Below are 17,189 nucleotides of genomic sequence, written 5' to 3'. Positions count from 1 at the left end.
TCAATTGTGTTATTAAAAGCTGATTTGAAGCGTATTGCCAGTGCCCGTCTGGCTGACGCCGAAGCCTTATTCCTGGCTAAGAGATTCGATGGTGCTGCTTATCCGTGTGGTTATGTCATCGAGATTACACTTAAGCTGAGAATCTGCAAGACGATGAAATGGAGCGGGTTTCCTGAATCGCGAAAAGAGTTTGACAGTTTGTTGAGCTTTAAAACGCACGATTTAGATATTTTGCTTCACCTGTCAGGCATTGAGAATAAAATTAAACAATTCCATTTTCTGGAATGGTCTACTGTAAAAGCCTGGAATCCTGAGTCGCGTTACAATCGGGTAACCTATTTGAATAAAACTCAATTTTTAGCAAGACAAAGCACCGTATTGAATATATTGAACGATACAAAAAAGCTCATGAACGTGCTATGAAATCATTGTTAAAGAAAATAGGAAACTTGCTTGAAACGGTAACGGCTGAGAAAGGGCAGCTAAGTTTTCTGGCTCTGGCGCTTCGGGAAGATGCTTTTGTGTGGGATCTATTAATAGCGGCTGAATGGATTGATAAGGACCAGAGAGAAGCCCTTGATTACTTAACACGTCAGGCACAACGGATATTGACTAAAGAAGAGTTACTCAAAATATCAGCGGTAATCTTGCTGCGTCACGAATTCTATACAGAAGGTAAAATAGTGACAAGCGAATTGGGATGGGAAGAAACAGACATAGATTTGTATGGTATCGCCGTGAAAAAAGCCTACATTTTTGCTGCACCTGATATAGAATTTAGAATGGGTCCAGCCCATGTCATCCTTTAGTTTTTAATTGAGTTCTTTGCATGCGTAACCCCTTCTTTTACATTTTGTTGCTTATCCTGGTCGTTCTGGACGGCTGGCTGTTATCACACCCCAATCTGATTGGTCAGGCTGGAGTGTTCTTTTTTGATTATACTGCTATCGAAACGTTTCCAAAAGCGCTGGGTACGGCTTCGATTGTAGTCGGCGTAAGCTGGCTGATAGCCTGGCTGGCGGGCCGATTGAGTCAGGCTGTCGCTTTGGGTATCCTGATTGCTTTGCTGGCAGGCTCGATTTACTATCTGTTTCAGAGCTTCACTCAATACAACACAGGCATCTATAAACTGACGGGGGCCGGATTTCGGGCGGGCGCTATTTTGCTACCTGGCCTGATTGCTCTGGTGCTGGGTAAAGGCGTGTGGGATACGATTGTGAATCGGCGCAGTTAGAGCGGCATAAAGCGGCTTTTTGTGTAGTTTTGAGATACGTCATCGCCTGTCTCATGAACAAACTATACATTCTCTTCCTCGTATTTCCTCTGCCCCTTTTTGCCCAGTCGACCTACCTGCTAAAGCCCGATCGCGTTTTCGATGGCGAAACCGTACACGAAGGCTGGGTAGTACGTATCAAAGATGATAAAATTGAAGCAGTCGGTTCCGCTTCTTCCATTTCGGCAACCGGTGCTGAAGTTGTCGATCTGAAAGGAACTACATTAACGCCTGGTCTGATCGAAGGTCACTCCCACCTGTTTCTACATCCGTATAACGAAACGCCCTGGGATGATCAGGTTCTGAAAGAAGCCCGCTCCTTACGAACCGCTCGTGCCACGGTTCATGCGCAGAAAACCCTGCTGGCCGGCTTTACAACCGTGCGCGATCTGGGAACGGAAGGGGCTGATTACGATGATGCTGGTTTAAAACAGGCGATCAATAAAGGCATTATTTCAGGGCCACGCATGGTTATCGTCACCCGGGCGCTTATTGCTACGGGAAGTTACGGCCCCAAGGGCTTTAGTGCAGATATCGAAGTACCGCAGGGGGCTGAAGAAGCCGATGGTCACGACGCATTGATTCAGGCCGTCAGACGACAGATTGGGAAGGGTGCCGATGCCATAAAAATATACGCCGATTACCGCTGGGGCCTAATGGCCGAAGCCCGTCCAACCTATACCGTCGACGAAATTAAGCTCATTGTGGACGTGGCTAAAAGCAGTGGCCGGGGCGTGGTTGCTCATGCCAGCACCGCAGAAGGTATGCGTCGGGCTATTCTGGGTGGCTGCGAAACGGTCGAGCATGGCGATGCCGGAACCCCCGAAATCTTTGCGCTCATGAAAGAGCATGGTACCGCGCTTTGCCCGACGCTGGCCGCGGGCGATGCGGTCAGTCAGTACCGCGGCTGGAAAAAAGGGCAGGAGCCTGAACCCGAACGGATTAAGCAGAAGCGAGTAACTTTCAGGCAGGCGCTGGATGCGGGTGTAATGATCTGCGCCGGTGGTGATGTGGGTGTATTCGCCCACGGAGACAACTCCCGCGAAATGATCATGATGGTCGATTACGGCATGAAACCACTCGACGTGATGCGGTCAGCTACGTCTGTCAATGCGGATGTGTTTCATCTGGCCGATCGGGGACGCATCCGCCCCGGTCTGCTGGCCGATCTGGTGGCCCTGGAAGGGGATCCGACCAGAACCATAACGGATCTGCGTCGTATACGGGCGGTGATGAAAGGAGGAGCATTTTATAAGCGGTAAGGAAAAACTTATCGTATAGTCTTCCTGTTACATCTTAATGGAAATGTAATATGGCTTTTTTACAACAATTTCATCTGTCGTTTAGATTTTTGGGCTAATTTCGCCCGGCGTGGATTCACCCGAATCGTTTCGCTACGTCTACGTCTGTTGGGCCGGCCTGGACAGCCTGGTTGTGGTAACTTCAGCCTGATCCTTACTTTGCTACTAAATTAATTACCTCTGATTCACTCTACCCTGTATGGCAAATTCCGCTGAATTAACTGTCGATGGTAAGTCCTATTCATTCCCGACTCTGGAGGGAACCGAACATGAAAAAGCCTTCGACATTTCAAATCTTCGTGATCAGACCGGCTACGTAACGTTAGACCGGGGTTATAAAAATACCGGTGCTACTAAAAGCGCCATCACGTTCCTGGATGGTGAGCAGGGCATTCTGCAATATCGGGGATATGCCATTGAAGATCTTGCGGCTAAAGCCTCGTTTCTGGAAGTTGCCTACCTGCTCATCTACGGTGATTTGCCTACGCAGGAGCAGTATAATACCTTTGAAACCGCCATTCGCCGTCATACGCTGGTCAACGAAGACATGCGGAAGATTTTCGACGGTTTTCCTGTGAAAGCGCATCCGATGGGCGTGCTGGCGTCGCTGGTAAGTGCTATGAGTGCCTTTTATCCGGATCTGGAAAGCGGTAAAGATGAAGATATCGACCGGCATATCATTCGGTTGATCGCCAAACTGCCAACTATTGCCACCTGGTCGTATAAGCGGGCCTTGGGCCATCCTGTCAATTACCCGAAAAATAGCCTTGACTACATTCCGAACTTCCTGAACATGATGTTCTCGCTACCGGTCGAAGAGTATAAAGTGGATCCGGTGGTGGCCGAAGCGCTGAACGTACTGCTAATTCTTCACGCCGATCACGAGCAAAATTGTTCGACATCGACGGTGCGGCTGGTCGGTTCGTCGCAGGCCAATATTTACTCGTCCATTTCGGCGGGCATCAGTGCATTGTGGGGACCGCTCCACGGTGGCGCCAATCAGGAAGTGATCGAAATGCTTGAAGCCATTAAAGCCGATGGGGGAGACGTCTCGAAATACGTCGAGATGGCGAAAAATGCCAAAACAACGGGCTTCCGGCTATTCGGTTTTGGGCACCGCGTCTACAAAAATTTCGATCCACGCGCGAAGATCATCAAAAAGGCTGCCGACGATGTACTGAGCAAACTGGGTGTTAATGACCCGATACTCGAAATCGCGAAAGGCCTGGAAGAAGCTGCGCTGAACGATGAGTATTTTATCCAACGCAAATTGTACCCCAACGTCGATTTCTACTCGGGTATTATTTATCGTGCCCTGGGTATTCCGACAAACATGTTTACGGTGATGTTCGCCATTGGCCGGCTACCCGGCTGGATTGCTCAATGGAAAGAAATGCGCGAGCAAAAAGAGCCAATCGGTCGCCCCCGTCAGATTTATACCGGTGCAACCTTACGCGAATTTGTTCCGTTAGAGAATCGGTAAATTAGTGTAGTACCGAAGCCTGAGCTTCGGTACTTAGAACATATCATAATCGTGCTTGACATAGTTCCACTGCCATTCCCGCCAACTTTGGCATAAGCCGCCCTTTCTTAGTGATGCCCAAGTTCCACTGGTAAAGAGCCATATAAGCGGTAGTAACGAAGAATGTGCCGCCTAAGGGTTGGATGTGCGGAAGCTTTCGATGATATATTTCGTGATAGGTCATATGTTTGTACCAAAGCCTTGATGACCCATCTGACGTACATAAAAAAACAGGGTAACGGATTAGCAAATCCGTTACCCTGTTTTTACTCAGCCGAATCTCCAGATTCGGCACTACACTAAAGCAAATTAATCGTCGAGCAGGCCTTCGTCGTCGTCAGCTGTGCCTTCCAGAACAGGATCGAGTAGGGCGTCTGCATCTTCGGCGATTTTCGAACGAATTTTTCCTTCCAGTTCAGCCATCAGCTCAGGATTGTCGAGTAGCAGTTCTTTCACCGCATCACGACCCTGCGCCAGCCGGTTAGCTCCGTACGAGAACCATGAGCCGGATTTCTTCACGATTTCCATCTCAACGGCCAAATCCAGCACTTCACCTACTTTGGAAATACCCTGACCGTACATGATGTCGAACTCGACAACTTTGAACGGAGCGGCCAGTTTATTCTTCACTACTTTCACTTTCGTACGGTTACCGACAACATTGTCAGCACCTTCTTTGATCTGACCGATACGGCGGATATCTAACCGAACGGATGCGTAGAATTTCAGTGCATTACCGCCAGTGGTTGTTTCGGGGTTCCCGAACATAACGCCGATTTTCTCCCGCAACTGGTTGATGAAAATGCAGCAGCAACCGGTTTTATTGATCGTACCCGTCAGTTTCCGTAATGCCTGCGACATCAAACGAGCCTGCAGACCCATTTTGCTTTCGCCCATTTCGCCCTCGATTTCGGCTTTAGGAACCAGGGCTGCTACGGAGTCAATAACACAAATATCAATAGCGCCCGAGCTGATCAGGTGTTCGGCAATTTCGAGCGCCTGTTCGCCATTGTCGGGTTGGGAGATCAACAGGTTTTTGGTATCGATTCCCAGCTTTTCAGCATAAACCCGGTCAAAGGCGTGCTCGGCATCAATGAAGGCGGCTAGGCCCCCCGCTTTTTGCGCTTCGGCAATGCAGTGCATCGTCAGCGTTGTTTTCCCAGATGATTCAGGGCCGTAGATCTCAACGACACGACCGCGGGGCATGCCACCGATACCAAGGGCCAGATCTAATCCCAGAGAGCCGGTCGAAATCACCGGGACGTCGACAACTTTGCTTTCGCTCAGGCGCATCACGGTGCCTTTACCGAAGGCTTTGTCAAGCTTCTCAATGGTCGTTTGAAGGGCTTTTAATTTACTGTCATTAGCAGATGCTGTGGCTTGCGCCGTATCTGATTTTGCCATGTTAGGACGGTTGTTTAAACAGATAAAATTAATCAAAATTGACCGGATAACCAAACGGTTTTCAGAAATAGTTGAGGCTTTTGCCACGACCGCTTTCTGACCGGATGGGTCAATTTGAATGGCTATATAACCCGTTGATCGTTAAGGTTTTAGCGGGCTTCGGCTGCGTTATCCGTTAGCGTATGGAATCGGCTTGAACCGGTTGTTGAGCTGGATCTGTCTGCTGCGTTGGAGGCTGAGTTTGCTGCGGTTGTGCCTGACCGGGCTGATACCCCGGATAAGCAGACGTATCGCCGTAAGGACGAGCTGGTGGCCCCACAAGTTCGACACCGGTTATGTAATACTTCGTCTCGCCGTTCCAGGGGAATTTCAGAATCTTCTCTTCGTAATGCAAGGTTACTCGCTGGCCTGATTTGACAGCCTCAGTAATCTTTTTGGCGACCTCGTCGTCGTCGACGGAGAAATCAAAATACTGGGGTGTCAGAGAGCCGGTTTCCCCCGAAAAGCCGCCTACGTTCAGAACACCTTCGTAGGTTTTGAACAGAAAACCCCGTCGGCTGAATTTAGAGACCGTACCAGCGCGTTCTCCGTCGCTATAACTCCATCCGGTGAGTGCATAGAGAACCCCGAAAACAACGAGTAAGAACAGTAAGAAATATAAAATCCCTCGCATAGGTAATAAATGGTTTGGTGGTAGTGTATCAGTACACAAATAGACAACATTTTCCGACAACTTCTGTTTGCGGTCTTTCTAGACCCCGAATTATTCGGTAAGTCACCCGGGGCAACACTGTCTTTTCCGGTACTCTTCTAAAAGTTTTGCCCTGTATTTTGTTACTTTGCGGCTGGTTCGCTTACCGGCCTAATGGCTTGGTAGTCAAACCTCATAAACCGGTACGCCGGAACGATCGAATATTTCGTTATTAATCCTTCTTATTCTTGACAATGAGTACCATCCAAAGCATTCATGCCCGGCAGATTCTGGATTCACGCGGCAACCCAACCGTCGAAGTGGACGTCCGTACCGAAAATGGTTTCCTGGGTCGGGCCGCCGTTCCCTCGGGCGCATCGACGGGCACCCACGAAGCCGTTGAACTTCGCGATGACGACAAAAAGGTGTATATAGGCAAAGGGGTCCTGAAAGCCGTTTCGAACGTTAACGAACTGATTTTCCCGGAGCTGGTCGGTATTTCGGTCTTTGAGCAGAGCATGATCGATAAAATTATGCTTGAACTGGACGGTACACCCAACAAAGGTCGGCTGGGTGCCAATGCCATTCTGGGCGTATCGCTGGCAGCTGCTAAAGCAGCCGCGCAGGAATCGGGTCTGCCGCTGTATCGCTATATCGGTGGCGTGAATGCCAACACCCTGCCAGTGCCGATGATGAACATCCTGAATGGTGGTTCGCACGCTGACAACTCCATTGATTTTCAGGAGTTCATGGTCATGCCAGCCAATGCACCAACCTTCTCGGAAGCGCTGCGAATGGGGACTGAGATTTTCCATACGCTTAAGGGCGTACTGAAAAAAATGGGCCTGGCTACCAACGTAGGTGACGAGGGTGGCTTTGCCCCGAACATCAAATCGAACGACGAAGCGATTCAGACCATTATTCAGGCGATCGAGAAAGCAGGCTATCGGCCGGGCGAAGATGTCTGGATTGCAATGGACGCTGCTTCGTCGGAGTTCTACGATGCTGAAGCGGGTGTTTATCACTTCAAAAAATCGACGGGCGATAAACTGACCTCGTCTGAAATGGCAGGTTACTGGAAAGAATGGGTGAACAAATACCCCATCCTGTCGATCGAAGATGGTATGGCTGAAGACGACTGGGCGGGCTGGAAACAACAGACCGATCTGCTGAAGGATAACAAAACCCAGCTCGTTGGAGACGACCTGTTCGTAACCAACGTAACCCGCCTGCAGGAAGGTATCGACAAAGGCATTGCCAACGCGATTCTGGTGAAAGTGAACCAGATTGGCTCGCTGACCGAAACCATCGATACGGTCAATCTGGCGAAGCGTAATTCGTACAAAAACATTATGTCGCACCGTTCGGGCGAAACCGAAGATGCGACCATTGCCGACCTAGCTGTTGCCCTGAATACGGGTCAGATCAAAACCGGTTCAGCTTCGCGCTCCGACCGGATGGCGAAGTACAACCAGCTCCTGCGCATCGAGGAAGAACTGGGTGAAACGGCTTATTTCCCAGGACTTAAATTTTAGCAATGGGGTAAGGGCAGAGGGCATAGGGGTAAAACAACCTCTGCCCTTTGCCCTACGCCCTCTGCCCCACGCTCCATGCTTCAAAAACTGCTTCATTACGGCCGAAATTTCTACGTAGCTACAGGCTTAGGCCTGCTGGTCTGGATGACGTTTTTTGATGCAAATGACCTGCCTACCCAGATTCGGAACTGGTGGAAGCTGCGAGAACTGGACAAAGATGCCCAATATTACCAGGCTCAGATCAAAGTCGTGCAGACGAAACGGCAGGAAGTCTTGGGGAGCGAGCGCCTTCGCGAAAAATTTGCCCGCGAAAACTACCTGATGAAAAAACCGGGCGAAGATGTGTTCGTAATTGTCGATGAACATAATGAACCGCTGGAAAAATAGCATGGGTTGCACGGATGGCAGGAGTTGCTGGGAAGTTGTACAATCCGAGCTATCTTCGCTACCCCCGCCACCCGAGCTATCCTTGCTATCCCCGCCCATTACCCCATGCTGAACGTCCTCTTCGTTTGTTTAGGGAATATTTGCCGATCGCCTGTGGCAGAGGGTATTTTCCAGCAACTGGTGGCCGAAGCAGGGCTCGAAAAGCAGATTCAGGCTGATTCTGCCGGAACGTCGTCTTACCATATTGGCACCCTGCCCGACTGGCGCACCCGGGCGAACGCAGCCGAACATGGGCTTACGCTGACGCACCACGCCCGTCGGTTAACGGGCGACGACCTGGCGCAGTTCGATTATTTTGTGGCGATGGATGAACGCAACCTCGAAGCCATCGAAAAACTGAATTACCGAAGCACGGGTCTCCATACAACCGACACAATTTTCCTGCTGCGGGAATTCGACCCGGATATAAGCGATCAGCCCGATGTGCCTGATCCGTATTACGAAGGTCCCGACGTGTTTGAGGAGGTTTATCAAATCTGCCTGCGTTGCTGCCGACAGCTATTAACGTATATTATTCAACAACATAATCTGACGGTTGACCAAGTGAACGAGTGAAGCCGCATCAGGCGCTTTAGCTATTCACGGGTTCGTCTTTTCTCCGTAAGACATGAGCAAAAAAGTCATTCTCATCATTCTCGACGGCTGGGGTATCCCGCTGAAACCGGAAGTGTCGGCCATTGAAGCGGCTAATACACCGTTTATAAACTCGCTATTCACCAAATACCCGCACAGCACCCTGGAAGCATCGGGGCTGGCCGTTGGGCTACCCGCTGGCCAGATGGGTAACTCTGAAGTAGGCCACATGAATCTGGGGGCTGGGCGAGTTGTTTACCAGGATCTGGTGAAAGTGAACAAAGCCGTTGAGGAACACACACTAGATAAAGAGCCGGTCCTGGTCGATGCACTGAACTACGCAAAAACGAATGGGAAGAAAGTGCACTTCATTGGGCTCGTGTCCGATGGAGGTGTCCATGCGCACGTCGATCACCTGAAAGGATTGTTATCGATTGCCTATGATAATGGCTTAACGGATGTATTCGTTCATGCCTTCACGGACGGCCGTGACACGGACCCGAAAGGCGGCATTGGTTACCTGACGGAAGTGCAGACGCATATGGCTACGACAACCGGGCAAATCGCCAGTGTCATTGGTCGTTATTACGCCATGGACCGTGACAACCGCTGGGAGCGGGTCAAAGTAGCCTACGATGCAATGGTAAAGGGTATTGGCCGGAAGGTGTCACCTGTCGACCTGACAAACGCCCTGCAGGAATCTTACGATGCAGATATTACAGACGAATTTATTACCCCGATTATCGCGACAAACCCCGACGGTTCGCCTGTAGCGGTTATCGAAGAAGGCGATGTAGTTCTTTGCTTCAACTTCCGCACCGACCGTGGTCGCGAAATTACGCAGGCGCTGACCCAGAAAGATTTTCCGGAGCAGGGGATGAAAAAGCTGAATCTGAATTACATCACGATGACCAACTACGATAGCGAGTTTATCAATGTTAGGGTCATCTTCGATAAAGATAACCTAGGCAAAACCCTGGGTGAAGTCGTGGCGGATGCCGGTCGGAAGCAAATCCGGATTGCCGAAACCGAAAAGTACCCGCACGTAACCTTCTTCTTTTCAGGTGGTCGCGAGGAACCCTTCCCAGGCGAAAAGCGCCTGCTGTGTCCATCCCCCAAAGAAATGGTTGTTCTGGATGATCGGGGCGTGGAGATTACCATACCGGTGAAAACGTACGATCAGATTCCCGAAATGGCCGCTTACGATATTCGCAATGCCATCATCCCGGAACTGGAAAAAGAAGAAACCGATTTTATCTGCCTGAATTTCGCCAACACTGATATGGTCGGCCATACGGGTGTGTTCGAAGCGGTTGTGAAGGCCGCCGAAACCGCCGATGCCTGTGCACAGGCAGTTACCGAAGCGGCTCTGGCGCATGGCTACACCACGATTATCATTGCCGATCATGGTAATGCGGAATACATGACGAATGACGACGGTTCACCTAATACCGCCCATACGACCAATTTAGTGCCCTGTATCCTGGTCGATAAAGACTATCATCCGGAACTGAACAACGGTAAACTGGCCGATATTGCCCCGACGATTCTTCAACTCATGGGAATCCCCCAGCCGCCGGAAATGGGTGGTGTGAGTCTGATTAAGGGATAATGGAGCATGCCAGCAAGAGATTTATACCACGACATAGTTATTCACAATTGCTGAAGCGTTCGTCAAAGCGGGTGTTCCCAGAGAAAATATTGTGCTGGGTTTTCACCCTGAACACATACGTCAATACACCGGCTTTGCTGTGTCGTAGCTGAGGTGATATCCTTAAACAAAAGCCGCTCCTGTTAACTCAGGATGCGGCTTTTGTGTTACCTGGCCGGTCTGGCTACAGTAGTAGATTGCCGTGTCGCTTCTTTTAGGAGTCGTAGCGACAAAACGCAGCTTTGCTTACCGTATGCAGATTGATAACTCCTTACAACCCACCGACCTTTCCAAAAAACTTACCCGATTCTGGGAGATGTCCGGCCAGAAAATTCGCCTGATCGAGCGAGAGTACGACGTCAGCAAGGGTTCACCTGTTTTTACGGCCGCCGGGAAATATACCACCCGAGGCTGGACCGAATGGACACAGGGATTCCAGTTCGGCTCGGCTATCCTGCAATTCGATGCGACGGCCGAAAGCGACTTTCTGGAAACGGGCCGACAGAAAACCCTGATGGTGATGGCTCCGCATATCAGCCATATCGGCGTACACGATCACGGGTTCAACAACGTCAGTACCTATGGTAACCTACTCCGGCTTATGCGCGAGGGCCGCATTCCGGCCAATGACTGGGAGGCTAACTTTTATGAACTGGCGCTAAAAATCTCCGGAGCGGTACAGGCCAGCCGCTGGACCACCATCAAGAGTGGTGGGTTCATCAGCTCGTTCAACGGACCGCATTCTCTTTTTGTCGATACCATCCGCTCCTGTCGGGCGCTGGTGCTGAGTCACGCGCTCGGGCATGTGTTTCAGGGCGAAGGCGATATAAAGATCAGTTTGCTGGAACGGGCCTTGCAGCACATCAAAGCCACGGCCGATTACTCCGTATTCTACGGCGAAGGACGTGACTCTTATGATTTGTGGGGACGTACGGCGCACGAAAGCGTGTTCAATGTGAAAGATGGCAACTTCCGGTGTCCCAACTCGCAGCAGGGCTATTCGGGCTTCACGACCTGGACGCGTGGACTAGCCTGGGCTATGTGCGGCTTTGCTGAACAACTGGAATGGCTGGCGACTCGTGCCGATACGGAACTGGAGGCCTTTGGCGGGCGCGATGCCATCGAAGCGTATATGCTGAAAGCGGCCCGGGCAACCTGTGATTTTTATATTGAGCATACGCCCACCGATGGGATACCCTACTGGGATACGGGCGCGCCAAACCTCCATCGGCTGGGTGATTATCTCGACCGCCCGGCCGATCCGTACAATGCGTTCGAGCCGGTGGATAGCTCAGCAGCAGCCATTGGGTCTCAGGGGCTTCTGCGCCTGGGAAAATACCTGACCGACAGGGGCAACGAAGCAGACGGAGCGCGCTATTGGCAGGCGGGTCTAACGGTACTGACTACGCTGCTTGATGAACCGTATCTAAGCACCAGTCCAGACCATCAGGGCTTGTTGCTCCATTCGATCTATCATCAGCCTAATGGCTGGGATTATGTACCGCCGGGTAGCAAAATTGCTAATGGTGAATCGAGTATGTGGGGCGACTACCACATTCGGGAAGTGGCGCTGTACCTGCAACGAATCATTCGTCAGGAACCCTATTACGCTTTCTTTAACTGCCTGCCCCGATGAGCGAGAAATACAAACCCCAGTTTCCCCGCATGGCTCAGTTAAAAACGGCCAACGATTTGCGGAATTATTTGTCGAAGAACGGCATTGACCTGCCCTTTGATGAGACGCTATTACCACCCGCTGAGAGTCCGTTCAATCGGCTGATTCCGCTTAAGTCGGGCAAAACGATCGGGAATAGGTTCTGCATTTTGCCGATGGAAGGCTGGGACGGTACGACGGATGGCCGACCGACCGACTTTACCCGAAACCGCTGGAAGAAATTTGCTATCAGCGGGGCGAAGTTGTTGTTCGGCTGCGAAGCCGTAGCAGTTTGTCACGCGGGCAAAGCTAATCCGAATCAGCTGGTGCTGAACAACGAAACCTTCGCTGATTTTGTCGAGCTGCGTCAGTTACTATTGAAAGAACATACCGAAGCGTTTGGCAACACCGACGATTTGCTGATCGGGCTCCAACTAACCCACTCCGGACGGTTCTGCAAACCCAGCAGCCATAAAAAATTTGAGTCGAAAATTCTGTATAGTCACCCATTCCTAAACAGCAAATTCGGCATGCCTGCCGACTATCCGGTGTTGACGGACGACGATATCGACCGAATCATCGAGCAGTATGTGGAAGCGGCTGTATTGGCTCAAAAAGCGGGTTTCGATTTCGTTGACGTCAAGCATTGCCACGGGTATCTGGGGCACGAGTTCCTGAGTGCAGTAAGCCGCGAAGGTCGATATGGCGGTTCGTTCGAGAACCGAACGCGCTACCTGCGAACCATTGTGGCCGGTATCCGTCAGGCTGCGCCGGGGCTTGAAATCGGTATTCGCTTGAGCGCGTTCGATATGCTTCCGTTCAAAAAAGGGCCTGCGGGTACGGGTGTGCCCGAGCCTGCTGAACAGTATCCGTTTGCGTTCGGAGGAAAAGACAACGGCATAGAAGTCGACCTGACCGAGACGAAAGCGTTTTTAGCGTTGGCTCAATCGCTTGGTATACAGCTGGTTTGTGTTACCGGCGGTAGTCCTTATTACAACCCGCACCTGATGCGTCCGGCCCTGTTTCCGCCTTCAGACGGTTACCTGCCGCCGGAAGACCCACTGCTGGGTGTAAAGCGGCAAATAGATGTGACACATGAATTGAAACAGGCTTTTCCTGAACTGGTCATTATCGGGTCAGGCTATTCGTATTTGCAGGAGTGGCTTCCGAACGTGGCACAGTACGTACTGCAGCATCATATGGCCGACAGCATCGGTTTTGGGCGAATGGTATTATCCTATCCGACTATGCCGGCTGATATGGCCGCCAGTCGGCCGCTGGTCCGGAATCAGATTTGCCGGACGTTTTCGGATTGTACGACGGCCCCGCGGAACGGTCTGATTTCGGGATGCTATCCGCTCGATACGCTCTACAAGAAAAGCCCTGAAGCCGACGCGCTTAAAGCCATAAAAGAGAGCCTGTGAAAAACGTAGCGTTGATAACGGGCGGTAGTCGAGGCATTGGCTACGGCATTGCGGAGCACCTGGCCAAAGCGGGATTCGACCTGGCGATTAACGGGGTTCGGTCCGAAGCACTGGTGGCCGATGCATTGAATGCGTTACGGGCGCTGGGGGCCGAGGTCATCTACTGCCCCGGTGATGTTGCTTCGCGGGACGATCGCAGGACGATCCTGGAGACGGTAAAAGACCATTTCGGACGGCTGCATGTGCTGGTGAACAACGCGGGTGTGGCGCCTAAAGAGCGTCGGGATATTCTGGAAGCGACCGAAGAGAGTTTTCAGCACGTGCTGTCGACCAACTTGCAGGGGCCGTATTTTCTAACTCAGGCTGTTGCTAACTGGATGATCGAGCAGCAAGCCGACAGCGCTACCTTCACGGGCTGTATCATCAATATTTCCTCGGTTTCGGCTACGGTAGCGTCGGTAAATCGGGGAGAATATTGCGTCGCCAAAGCGGGTGTGAGCATGGCAACCCAATTGTTTGCCGCTCGGCTGGGCGAATTCAATATTCCGGTCTACGAAGTTAGGCCGGGCATTATTCAGACCGATATGACGGCGGGCGTGACGGCAAAATACGATAAGCTGATCGCTGATGGCCTGAGCGTCCAGAAACGCTGGGGCTATCCCGACGATGTGGGCCGGGCGGTTGCCGCGCTTGCACTGGGCAGCTTTCCCTATTCGACCGGACAGGTAATCATGGTGGACGGCGGTATGACGATCCCCCGGTTATAAGATTTTGGTAATCAGGCCGTAGTTCTAGATTAGTTTTAGATGTATTTCCTCTTTGAAATGAATAATGTAAAATAAAGAATGGATAATGCTAAAAATCGGAATTAGAATATCCATTGTACATTATCCATTATTCATTTATTTATTCCAACCCAACAGCCAGCCATGGAACCCCAAACCGAATCCCGAAGAAAATTTATCAAATCGACAGCCATAGGCTCTCTGGCCGTTCTGGGCATGCCCACCTACATTCCTGCCCACGCCTTTGGCGCGAATGACCGCGTTCGGGTGGCCGTTATTGGCCTGAACGGTCGCGGAAAAGATCATATTCAGGGATTCTCCCGGCTGAAAGATGTGGAAGTGGTTACCCTTTGTGATGTCGACAGTAATGTGCTTCAGGAACGGGCTGCAGAGTTTGAGAAAAAATACAACCGGAAAGTTCAGACGATTGCCGATCTGCGACAGGTTTACGAAGACAAAAATATCGACGCGGTGAGCATTGCCACGCCAAACCACTGGCATGCGCTGGCGGCCATCTGGGCGTGTCAGGCCGGGAAAGATGTGTACGTCGAAAAGCCGGGCGCACACAACCTGTATGAAGGCCGGAAACTGGTCGAAGCAGCCCATCGCTACAATCGGATTGTTCAGCACGGGGTTCAGCTACGGAGTTCAGAAGCCATTCAGGAAGCGATCAAGCACCTGCGCGACGGGCTGATCGGCAATGTGTACATGGCGCGGGGTCTGGTCTATAAATGGCGGCCCGACATTGGCGATCAGGGGAAATCGCCCGTACCGCCCGAACTGAACTGGAACCTGTGGCAGGGACCCGCGCAAACGAAAGACTTCAGTAAAAACTACGTTCACTACAACTGGCACTGGTTCTGGGATTACGGCAACGGCGACATTGGTAACCAGGGCATTCACGAAACGGATCTCTGCATGTGGGGCCTGAACGTAGGGTTACCCGAAGAAATCACCTCGGCCGGTGGGAAATTTCTCTGGAAGGACTGTAAAGAAACACCCGAAACCCTTACCTCGATTTATAAATACCCGAAAGAAGGAAAGGTCATTGAGTTTGAGGTTCGGCCCTGGATGACAAACAAAGAAGACGGGGTTGAAATTGGTAACCTGTTCTATGGTGACAAAGGCTATATGGTTATCAACGGTTATGACGATTACAAAACCTTTTTAGGCAAGGAGCGCACGCCCGGACCCGCCCGTAAAGCAGGCGGAGATCACTACGCGAATTTTATCGAAGCGGTTCGGGCGCGGGATACCAAAAAGCAGAACGGCCCCGTCGAAACCGCACATCTGGCTTCGGGCATTGCGCATCTGGGCAACATCGCTTACCGACTAGGACGTACGCTGCATTTCGACCCGAAGAACGAAGTGTTCGTTGGCGACAAAGAAGCGAACCAGATGCTGACCCGCAAATACCGCGCACCGTTCCTGGTACCCGAAAAGGTATAACCTACGCTATTGACTCTGCCACGCTTGTCCTGGTATCCAGCTAACGAACTGACAGGATAAGCGTGGTCGTACAGCCGAAGAAACGTTAATTCCGACTCCATGAAGCCAGTCACTATTCCTGAACCAACCCCAACGAACCAACCCGTCATCCGCCAGCTTCTGCAAATTCCGGTACTGGTAGCCGCCCTTGGTTATCTGGTGGATATGTATGACCTGTTTTTGTTCAGCGTGGTACGGGTACCCAGCCTGAAAGCGCTTGGCGTTGAAGGCGATCGGCTCCTGAGCGAAGGTATTTATCTGCTCAATACACAAATGGCTGGTATGCTGATCGGTGGAATTTTCTGGGGTATTTTAGGGGATAAAAAAGGGCGTCTTTCAGTCCTCTTTGGCTCGATTCTGCTTTACTCGCTGGCCAATATCTCCAACGGGTTGGTAACTTCGCTCAACCAGTATGCGCTTTTGCGCTTCATTGCCGGCGTCGGTTTAGCGGGCGAACTGGGGGCAGGCGTCACCCTGGTTACGGAGGTGTTGCCGAAGGAAATTCGCGGTTACGGCACGACGCTCGTTGCCACGATGGGCGTGCTGGGAGCCATTCTGGCTTATTTTATCGCCGATCTGTTCGACTGGCGGATTTCTTACTTTATCGGTGGTGGACTGGGCCTGCTGCTGCTCATCTTACGCGTGAACGTGCTGGAGTCCGGTATCTTCATGAAAACCCGCCAGCGCGTCGTGTCCCGGGGTAGTCTCCTGATGCTCGTCTCCGACCGAAAGCGCATTGCCAAATACGTTCAGTGTATTCTGGTGGGCCTACCGATCTGGTTTGTTGTGGGGATTCTGATCACCTTCTCGCCAGAATTTGGGAAAGCGCTTGGCCTGAGTGCTCCGGTTGTAGCGGGAAAAGCGGTGATGCTAAGTTTTTCAGGGCAGGTAGCTGGTGATCTGGTCAGCGGGTTTCTGAGTCAGTCGATGCAAAGCCGCAAAAAAGTAATTCGGCTATTTATGTTGCTCTCGCTGGTCTTTATGCTGGTGTATCTGCTTGCCCCCGTTAGCGACCTGACCCTTTTCTATGCCATTTGCGTTTGCCTCGGCTTCGCCAACGGCTACTGGACGCTGTTTGTGACCATTGCCGCCGAACTGTTCGGGACCAACCTCCGGGCTACCGTCGCCACAACCGTACCCAATTTTGTTCGTGGGGCCACCATCCCGCTCAGCGCCCTGTTTATTCAGCTGAAACCGGCTTTTGGCACGATCTATAGCGCGCTAACGGTAGGGATTTTAACAATAGTCGTTGCGTTGATAGCTCTGACTTTTCTGGCCGAGACGTTCAGGAAAGATCTGGACTATATTGAAGAATAGTAGCGAGGGTTCCCATCCGCGCTACTATTATCACCGCAATAGCCGTAAGTCGAACGAAAATTCGGGCAGTACATCCTCACCCGACAGGCTGTTGTCAAAGCCGTTAACAATACTAACCGAGCCG

General features: G+C 51.4%; 17 protein-coding genes. 15 read left to right on the top strand and 2 right to left on the bottom strand.

Annotated features, from left to right (window positions below; genetic code table 11):
* Positions 1–24: 24 nt before the first annotated feature.
* The 5 genes from ACYVC2_RS02420 (at position 25) to ACYVC2_RS02400 (ending at position 4,057) form a co-directional block, all read left to right on the top strand.
* Positions 25–423, top strand: coding sequence for a hypothetical protein (locus tag ACYVC2_RS02420; protein ID WP_461100683.1), 399 nt, complete (start codon positions 25–27; stop codon positions 421–423).
* Positions 420–809 (top strand): hypothetical protein, encoded by a 390-nt coding sequence (locus ACYVC2_RS02415; RefSeq protein WP_461100682.1) that lies wholly within the window; start codon positions 420–422, stop codon positions 807–809. Before ACYVC2_RS02420 ends, ACYVC2_RS02415 begins: the two co-directional genes overlap by 4 nt.
* A 20-nt stretch (positions 810–829) precedes the next feature.
* Positions 830–1,234: a hypothetical protein gene (locus ACYVC2_RS02410; protein ID WP_461100681.1), complete on the top strand. Its 405-nt coding sequence runs from the start codon at positions 830–832 to the stop codon at positions 1,232–1,234.
* Positions 1,235–1,287: 53 nt separating this feature from the next.
* A complete protein-coding gene (locus ACYVC2_RS02405; RefSeq protein ID WP_461100680.1) occupies positions 1,288–2,535 on the top strand; it encodes a metal-dependent hydrolase family protein in 1,248 nt (415 codons plus the stop codon).
* A 238-nt stretch (positions 2,536–2,773) separates the two neighbouring features.
* On the top strand, positions 2,774–4,057 hold the full coding sequence (locus ACYVC2_RS02400) for a citrate synthase (protein ID WP_461100679.1): 1,284 nt from the start codon (positions 2,774–2,776) through the stop codon (positions 4,055–4,057).
* Positions 4,058–4,405: 348 nt separating this feature from the next.
* Here the strand turns inward: ACYVC2_RS02400 and recA are convergent, their stop codons facing one another.
* Both recA and ACYVC2_RS02390 read right to left on the bottom strand, forming a co-directional pair.
* Positions 4,406–5,500 carry a recombinase RecA gene (recA, locus tag ACYVC2_RS02395; protein ID WP_461100678.1) on the bottom strand — a complete coding sequence of 365 codons (1,095 nt, stop codon included), beginning with the start codon at positions 5,498–5,500 and terminating at the stop codon, positions 4,406–4,408.
* Between the two features lie 175 nt (positions 5,501–5,675).
* The gene (locus ACYVC2_RS02390; RefSeq protein ID WP_461100677.1) at positions 5,676–6,173 is read right to left on the bottom strand and encodes a hypothetical protein; all 498 of its coding nucleotides are present in this window, start codon (positions 6,171–6,173) and stop codon (positions 5,676–5,678) included.
* Positions 6,174–6,445: 272 nt separating this feature from the next.
* Between ACYVC2_RS02390 and eno the strand changes: the two genes are divergently transcribed.
* The 10 genes from eno to ACYVC2_RS02340 all read left to right on the top strand — a co-directional run bounded on the left by eno (position 6,446) and on the right by ACYVC2_RS02340 (position 17,065).
* A complete protein-coding gene (eno, locus tag ACYVC2_RS02385) occupies positions 6,446–7,726 on the top strand; it encodes a phosphopyruvate hydratase (RefSeq protein ID WP_461100676.1) in 1,281 nt (426 codons plus the stop codon).
* A gap of 75 nt (positions 7,727–7,801) precedes the next feature.
* Positions 7,802–8,113 (top strand): FtsB family cell division protein, encoded by a 312-nt coding sequence (locus ACYVC2_RS02380; RefSeq protein WP_461100675.1) that lies wholly within the window; start codon positions 7,802–7,804, stop codon positions 8,111–8,113.
* 105 nt (positions 8,114–8,218) lie between these two features.
* Complete coding sequence (locus ACYVC2_RS02375; protein ID WP_461100674.1) at positions 8,219–8,728, top strand: low molecular weight protein-tyrosine-phosphatase; 510 nt, start codon at positions 8,219–8,221, stop codon at positions 8,726–8,728.
* A gap of 52 nt (positions 8,729–8,780) precedes the next feature.
* Entirely contained in the window at positions 8,781–10,358 is a 1,578-nt protein-coding gene (gene gpmI / locus ACYVC2_RS02370) for a 2,3-bisphosphoglycerate-independent phosphoglycerate mutase (RefSeq protein WP_461100673.1), read from the top strand.
* Positions 10,359–10,404: 46 nt separating this feature from the next.
* Positions 10,405–10,506, top strand: a complete 102-nt coding sequence (locus tag ACYVC2_RS02365) for an element excision factor XisI family protein (RefSeq protein ID WP_461100885.1) — start codon at positions 10,405–10,407, stop codon at positions 10,504–10,506.
* A 144-nt stretch (positions 10,507–10,650) separates the two neighbouring features.
* Positions 10,651–12,033 (top strand): glycosyl hydrolase, encoded by a 1,383-nt coding sequence (locus ACYVC2_RS02360; protein WP_461100672.1) that lies wholly within the window; start codon positions 10,651–10,653, stop codon positions 12,031–12,033.
* Entirely contained in the window at positions 12,030–13,475 is a 1,446-nt protein-coding gene (locus tag ACYVC2_RS02355; protein WP_461100671.1) for an oxidoreductase, read from the top strand. Before ACYVC2_RS02360 ends, ACYVC2_RS02355 begins: the two co-directional genes overlap by 4 nt.
* Positions 13,472–14,242 (top strand): 3-ketoacyl-ACP reductase, encoded by a 771-nt coding sequence (locus ACYVC2_RS02350; protein WP_461100670.1) that lies wholly within the window; start codon positions 13,472–13,474, stop codon positions 14,240–14,242. Before ACYVC2_RS02355 ends, ACYVC2_RS02350 begins: the two co-directional genes overlap by 4 nt.
* 162 nt (positions 14,243–14,404) lie before the next feature.
* Positions 14,405–15,709, top strand: coding sequence for a Gfo/Idh/MocA family protein (locus tag ACYVC2_RS02345; protein WP_461100669.1), 1,305 nt, complete (start codon positions 14,405–14,407; stop codon positions 15,707–15,709).
* A 99-nt stretch (positions 15,710–15,808) separates the two neighbouring features.
* Positions 15,809–17,065 carry an MFS transporter gene (locus tag ACYVC2_RS02340; RefSeq protein WP_461100668.1) on the top strand — a complete coding sequence of 419 codons (1,257 nt, stop codon included), beginning with the start codon at positions 15,809–15,811 and terminating at the stop codon, positions 17,063–17,065.
* Positions 17,066–17,189 lie beyond the last annotated feature (124 nt).

Source organism: Spirosoma koreense, from assembly GCF_054777875.1.
The sequence above is the reverse complement of the archived record's forward strand: the minus strand, read 5'-3'. Positions and strand labels throughout refer to the sequence as shown.

Bases quoted from the DNA above. Each gene is read 5' to 3' on its own strand.
- ACYVC2_RS02345 (WP_461100669.1), top strand. From the start codon at position 14,405: ATGGAACCCCAAACCGAATCCCGAAGAAAATTTATCAAATCGACAGCC.
- ACYVC2_RS02360 (WP_461100672.1), top strand. From the start codon at position 10,651: ATGCAGATTGATAACTCCTTACAACCCACCGACCTTTCCAAAAAACTT.
- eno (WP_461100676.1), top strand. From the start codon at position 6,446: ATGAGTACCATCCAAAGCATTCATGCCCGGCAGATTCTGGATTCACGC.
- ACYVC2_RS02340 (WP_461100668.1), top strand. From the start codon at position 15,809: ATGAAGCCAGTCACTATTCCTGAACCAACCCCAACGAACCAACCCGTC.
- ACYVC2_RS02415 (WP_461100682.1), top strand. From the start codon at position 420: ATGAAATCATTGTTAAAGAAAATAGGAAACTTGCTTGAAACGGTAACG.
- ACYVC2_RS02380 (WP_461100675.1), top strand. From the start codon at position 7,802: ATGCTTCAAAAACTGCTTCATTACGGCCGAAATTTCTACGTAGCTACA.
- ACYVC2_RS02390 (WP_461100677.1), bottom strand. From the start codon at position 6,173: ATGCGAGGGATTTTATATTTCTTACTGTTCTTACTCGTTGTTTTCGGG.
- ACYVC2_RS02355 (WP_461100671.1), top strand. From the start codon at position 12,030: ATGAGCGAGAAATACAAACCCCAGTTTCCCCGCATGGCTCAGTTAAAA.
- ACYVC2_RS02405 (WP_461100680.1), top strand. From the start codon at position 1,288: ATGAACAAACTATACATTCTCTTCCTCGTATTTCCTCTGCCCCTTTTT.
- gpmI (WP_461100673.1), top strand. From the start codon at position 8,781: ATGAGCAAAAAAGTCATTCTCATCATTCTCGACGGCTGGGGTATCCCG.
- ACYVC2_RS02410 (WP_461100681.1), top strand. From the start codon at position 830: ATGCGTAACCCCTTCTTTTACATTTTGTTGCTTATCCTGGTCGTTCTG.
- ACYVC2_RS02400 (WP_461100679.1), top strand. From the start codon at position 2,774: ATGGCAAATTCCGCTGAATTAACTGTCGATGGTAAGTCCTATTCATTC.
- ACYVC2_RS02375 (WP_461100674.1), top strand. From the start codon at position 8,219: ATGCTGAACGTCCTCTTCGTTTGTTTAGGGAATATTTGCCGATCGCCT.
- recA (WP_461100678.1), bottom strand. From the start codon at position 5,500: ATGGCAAAATCAGATACGGCGCAAGCCACAGCATCTGCTAATGACAGT.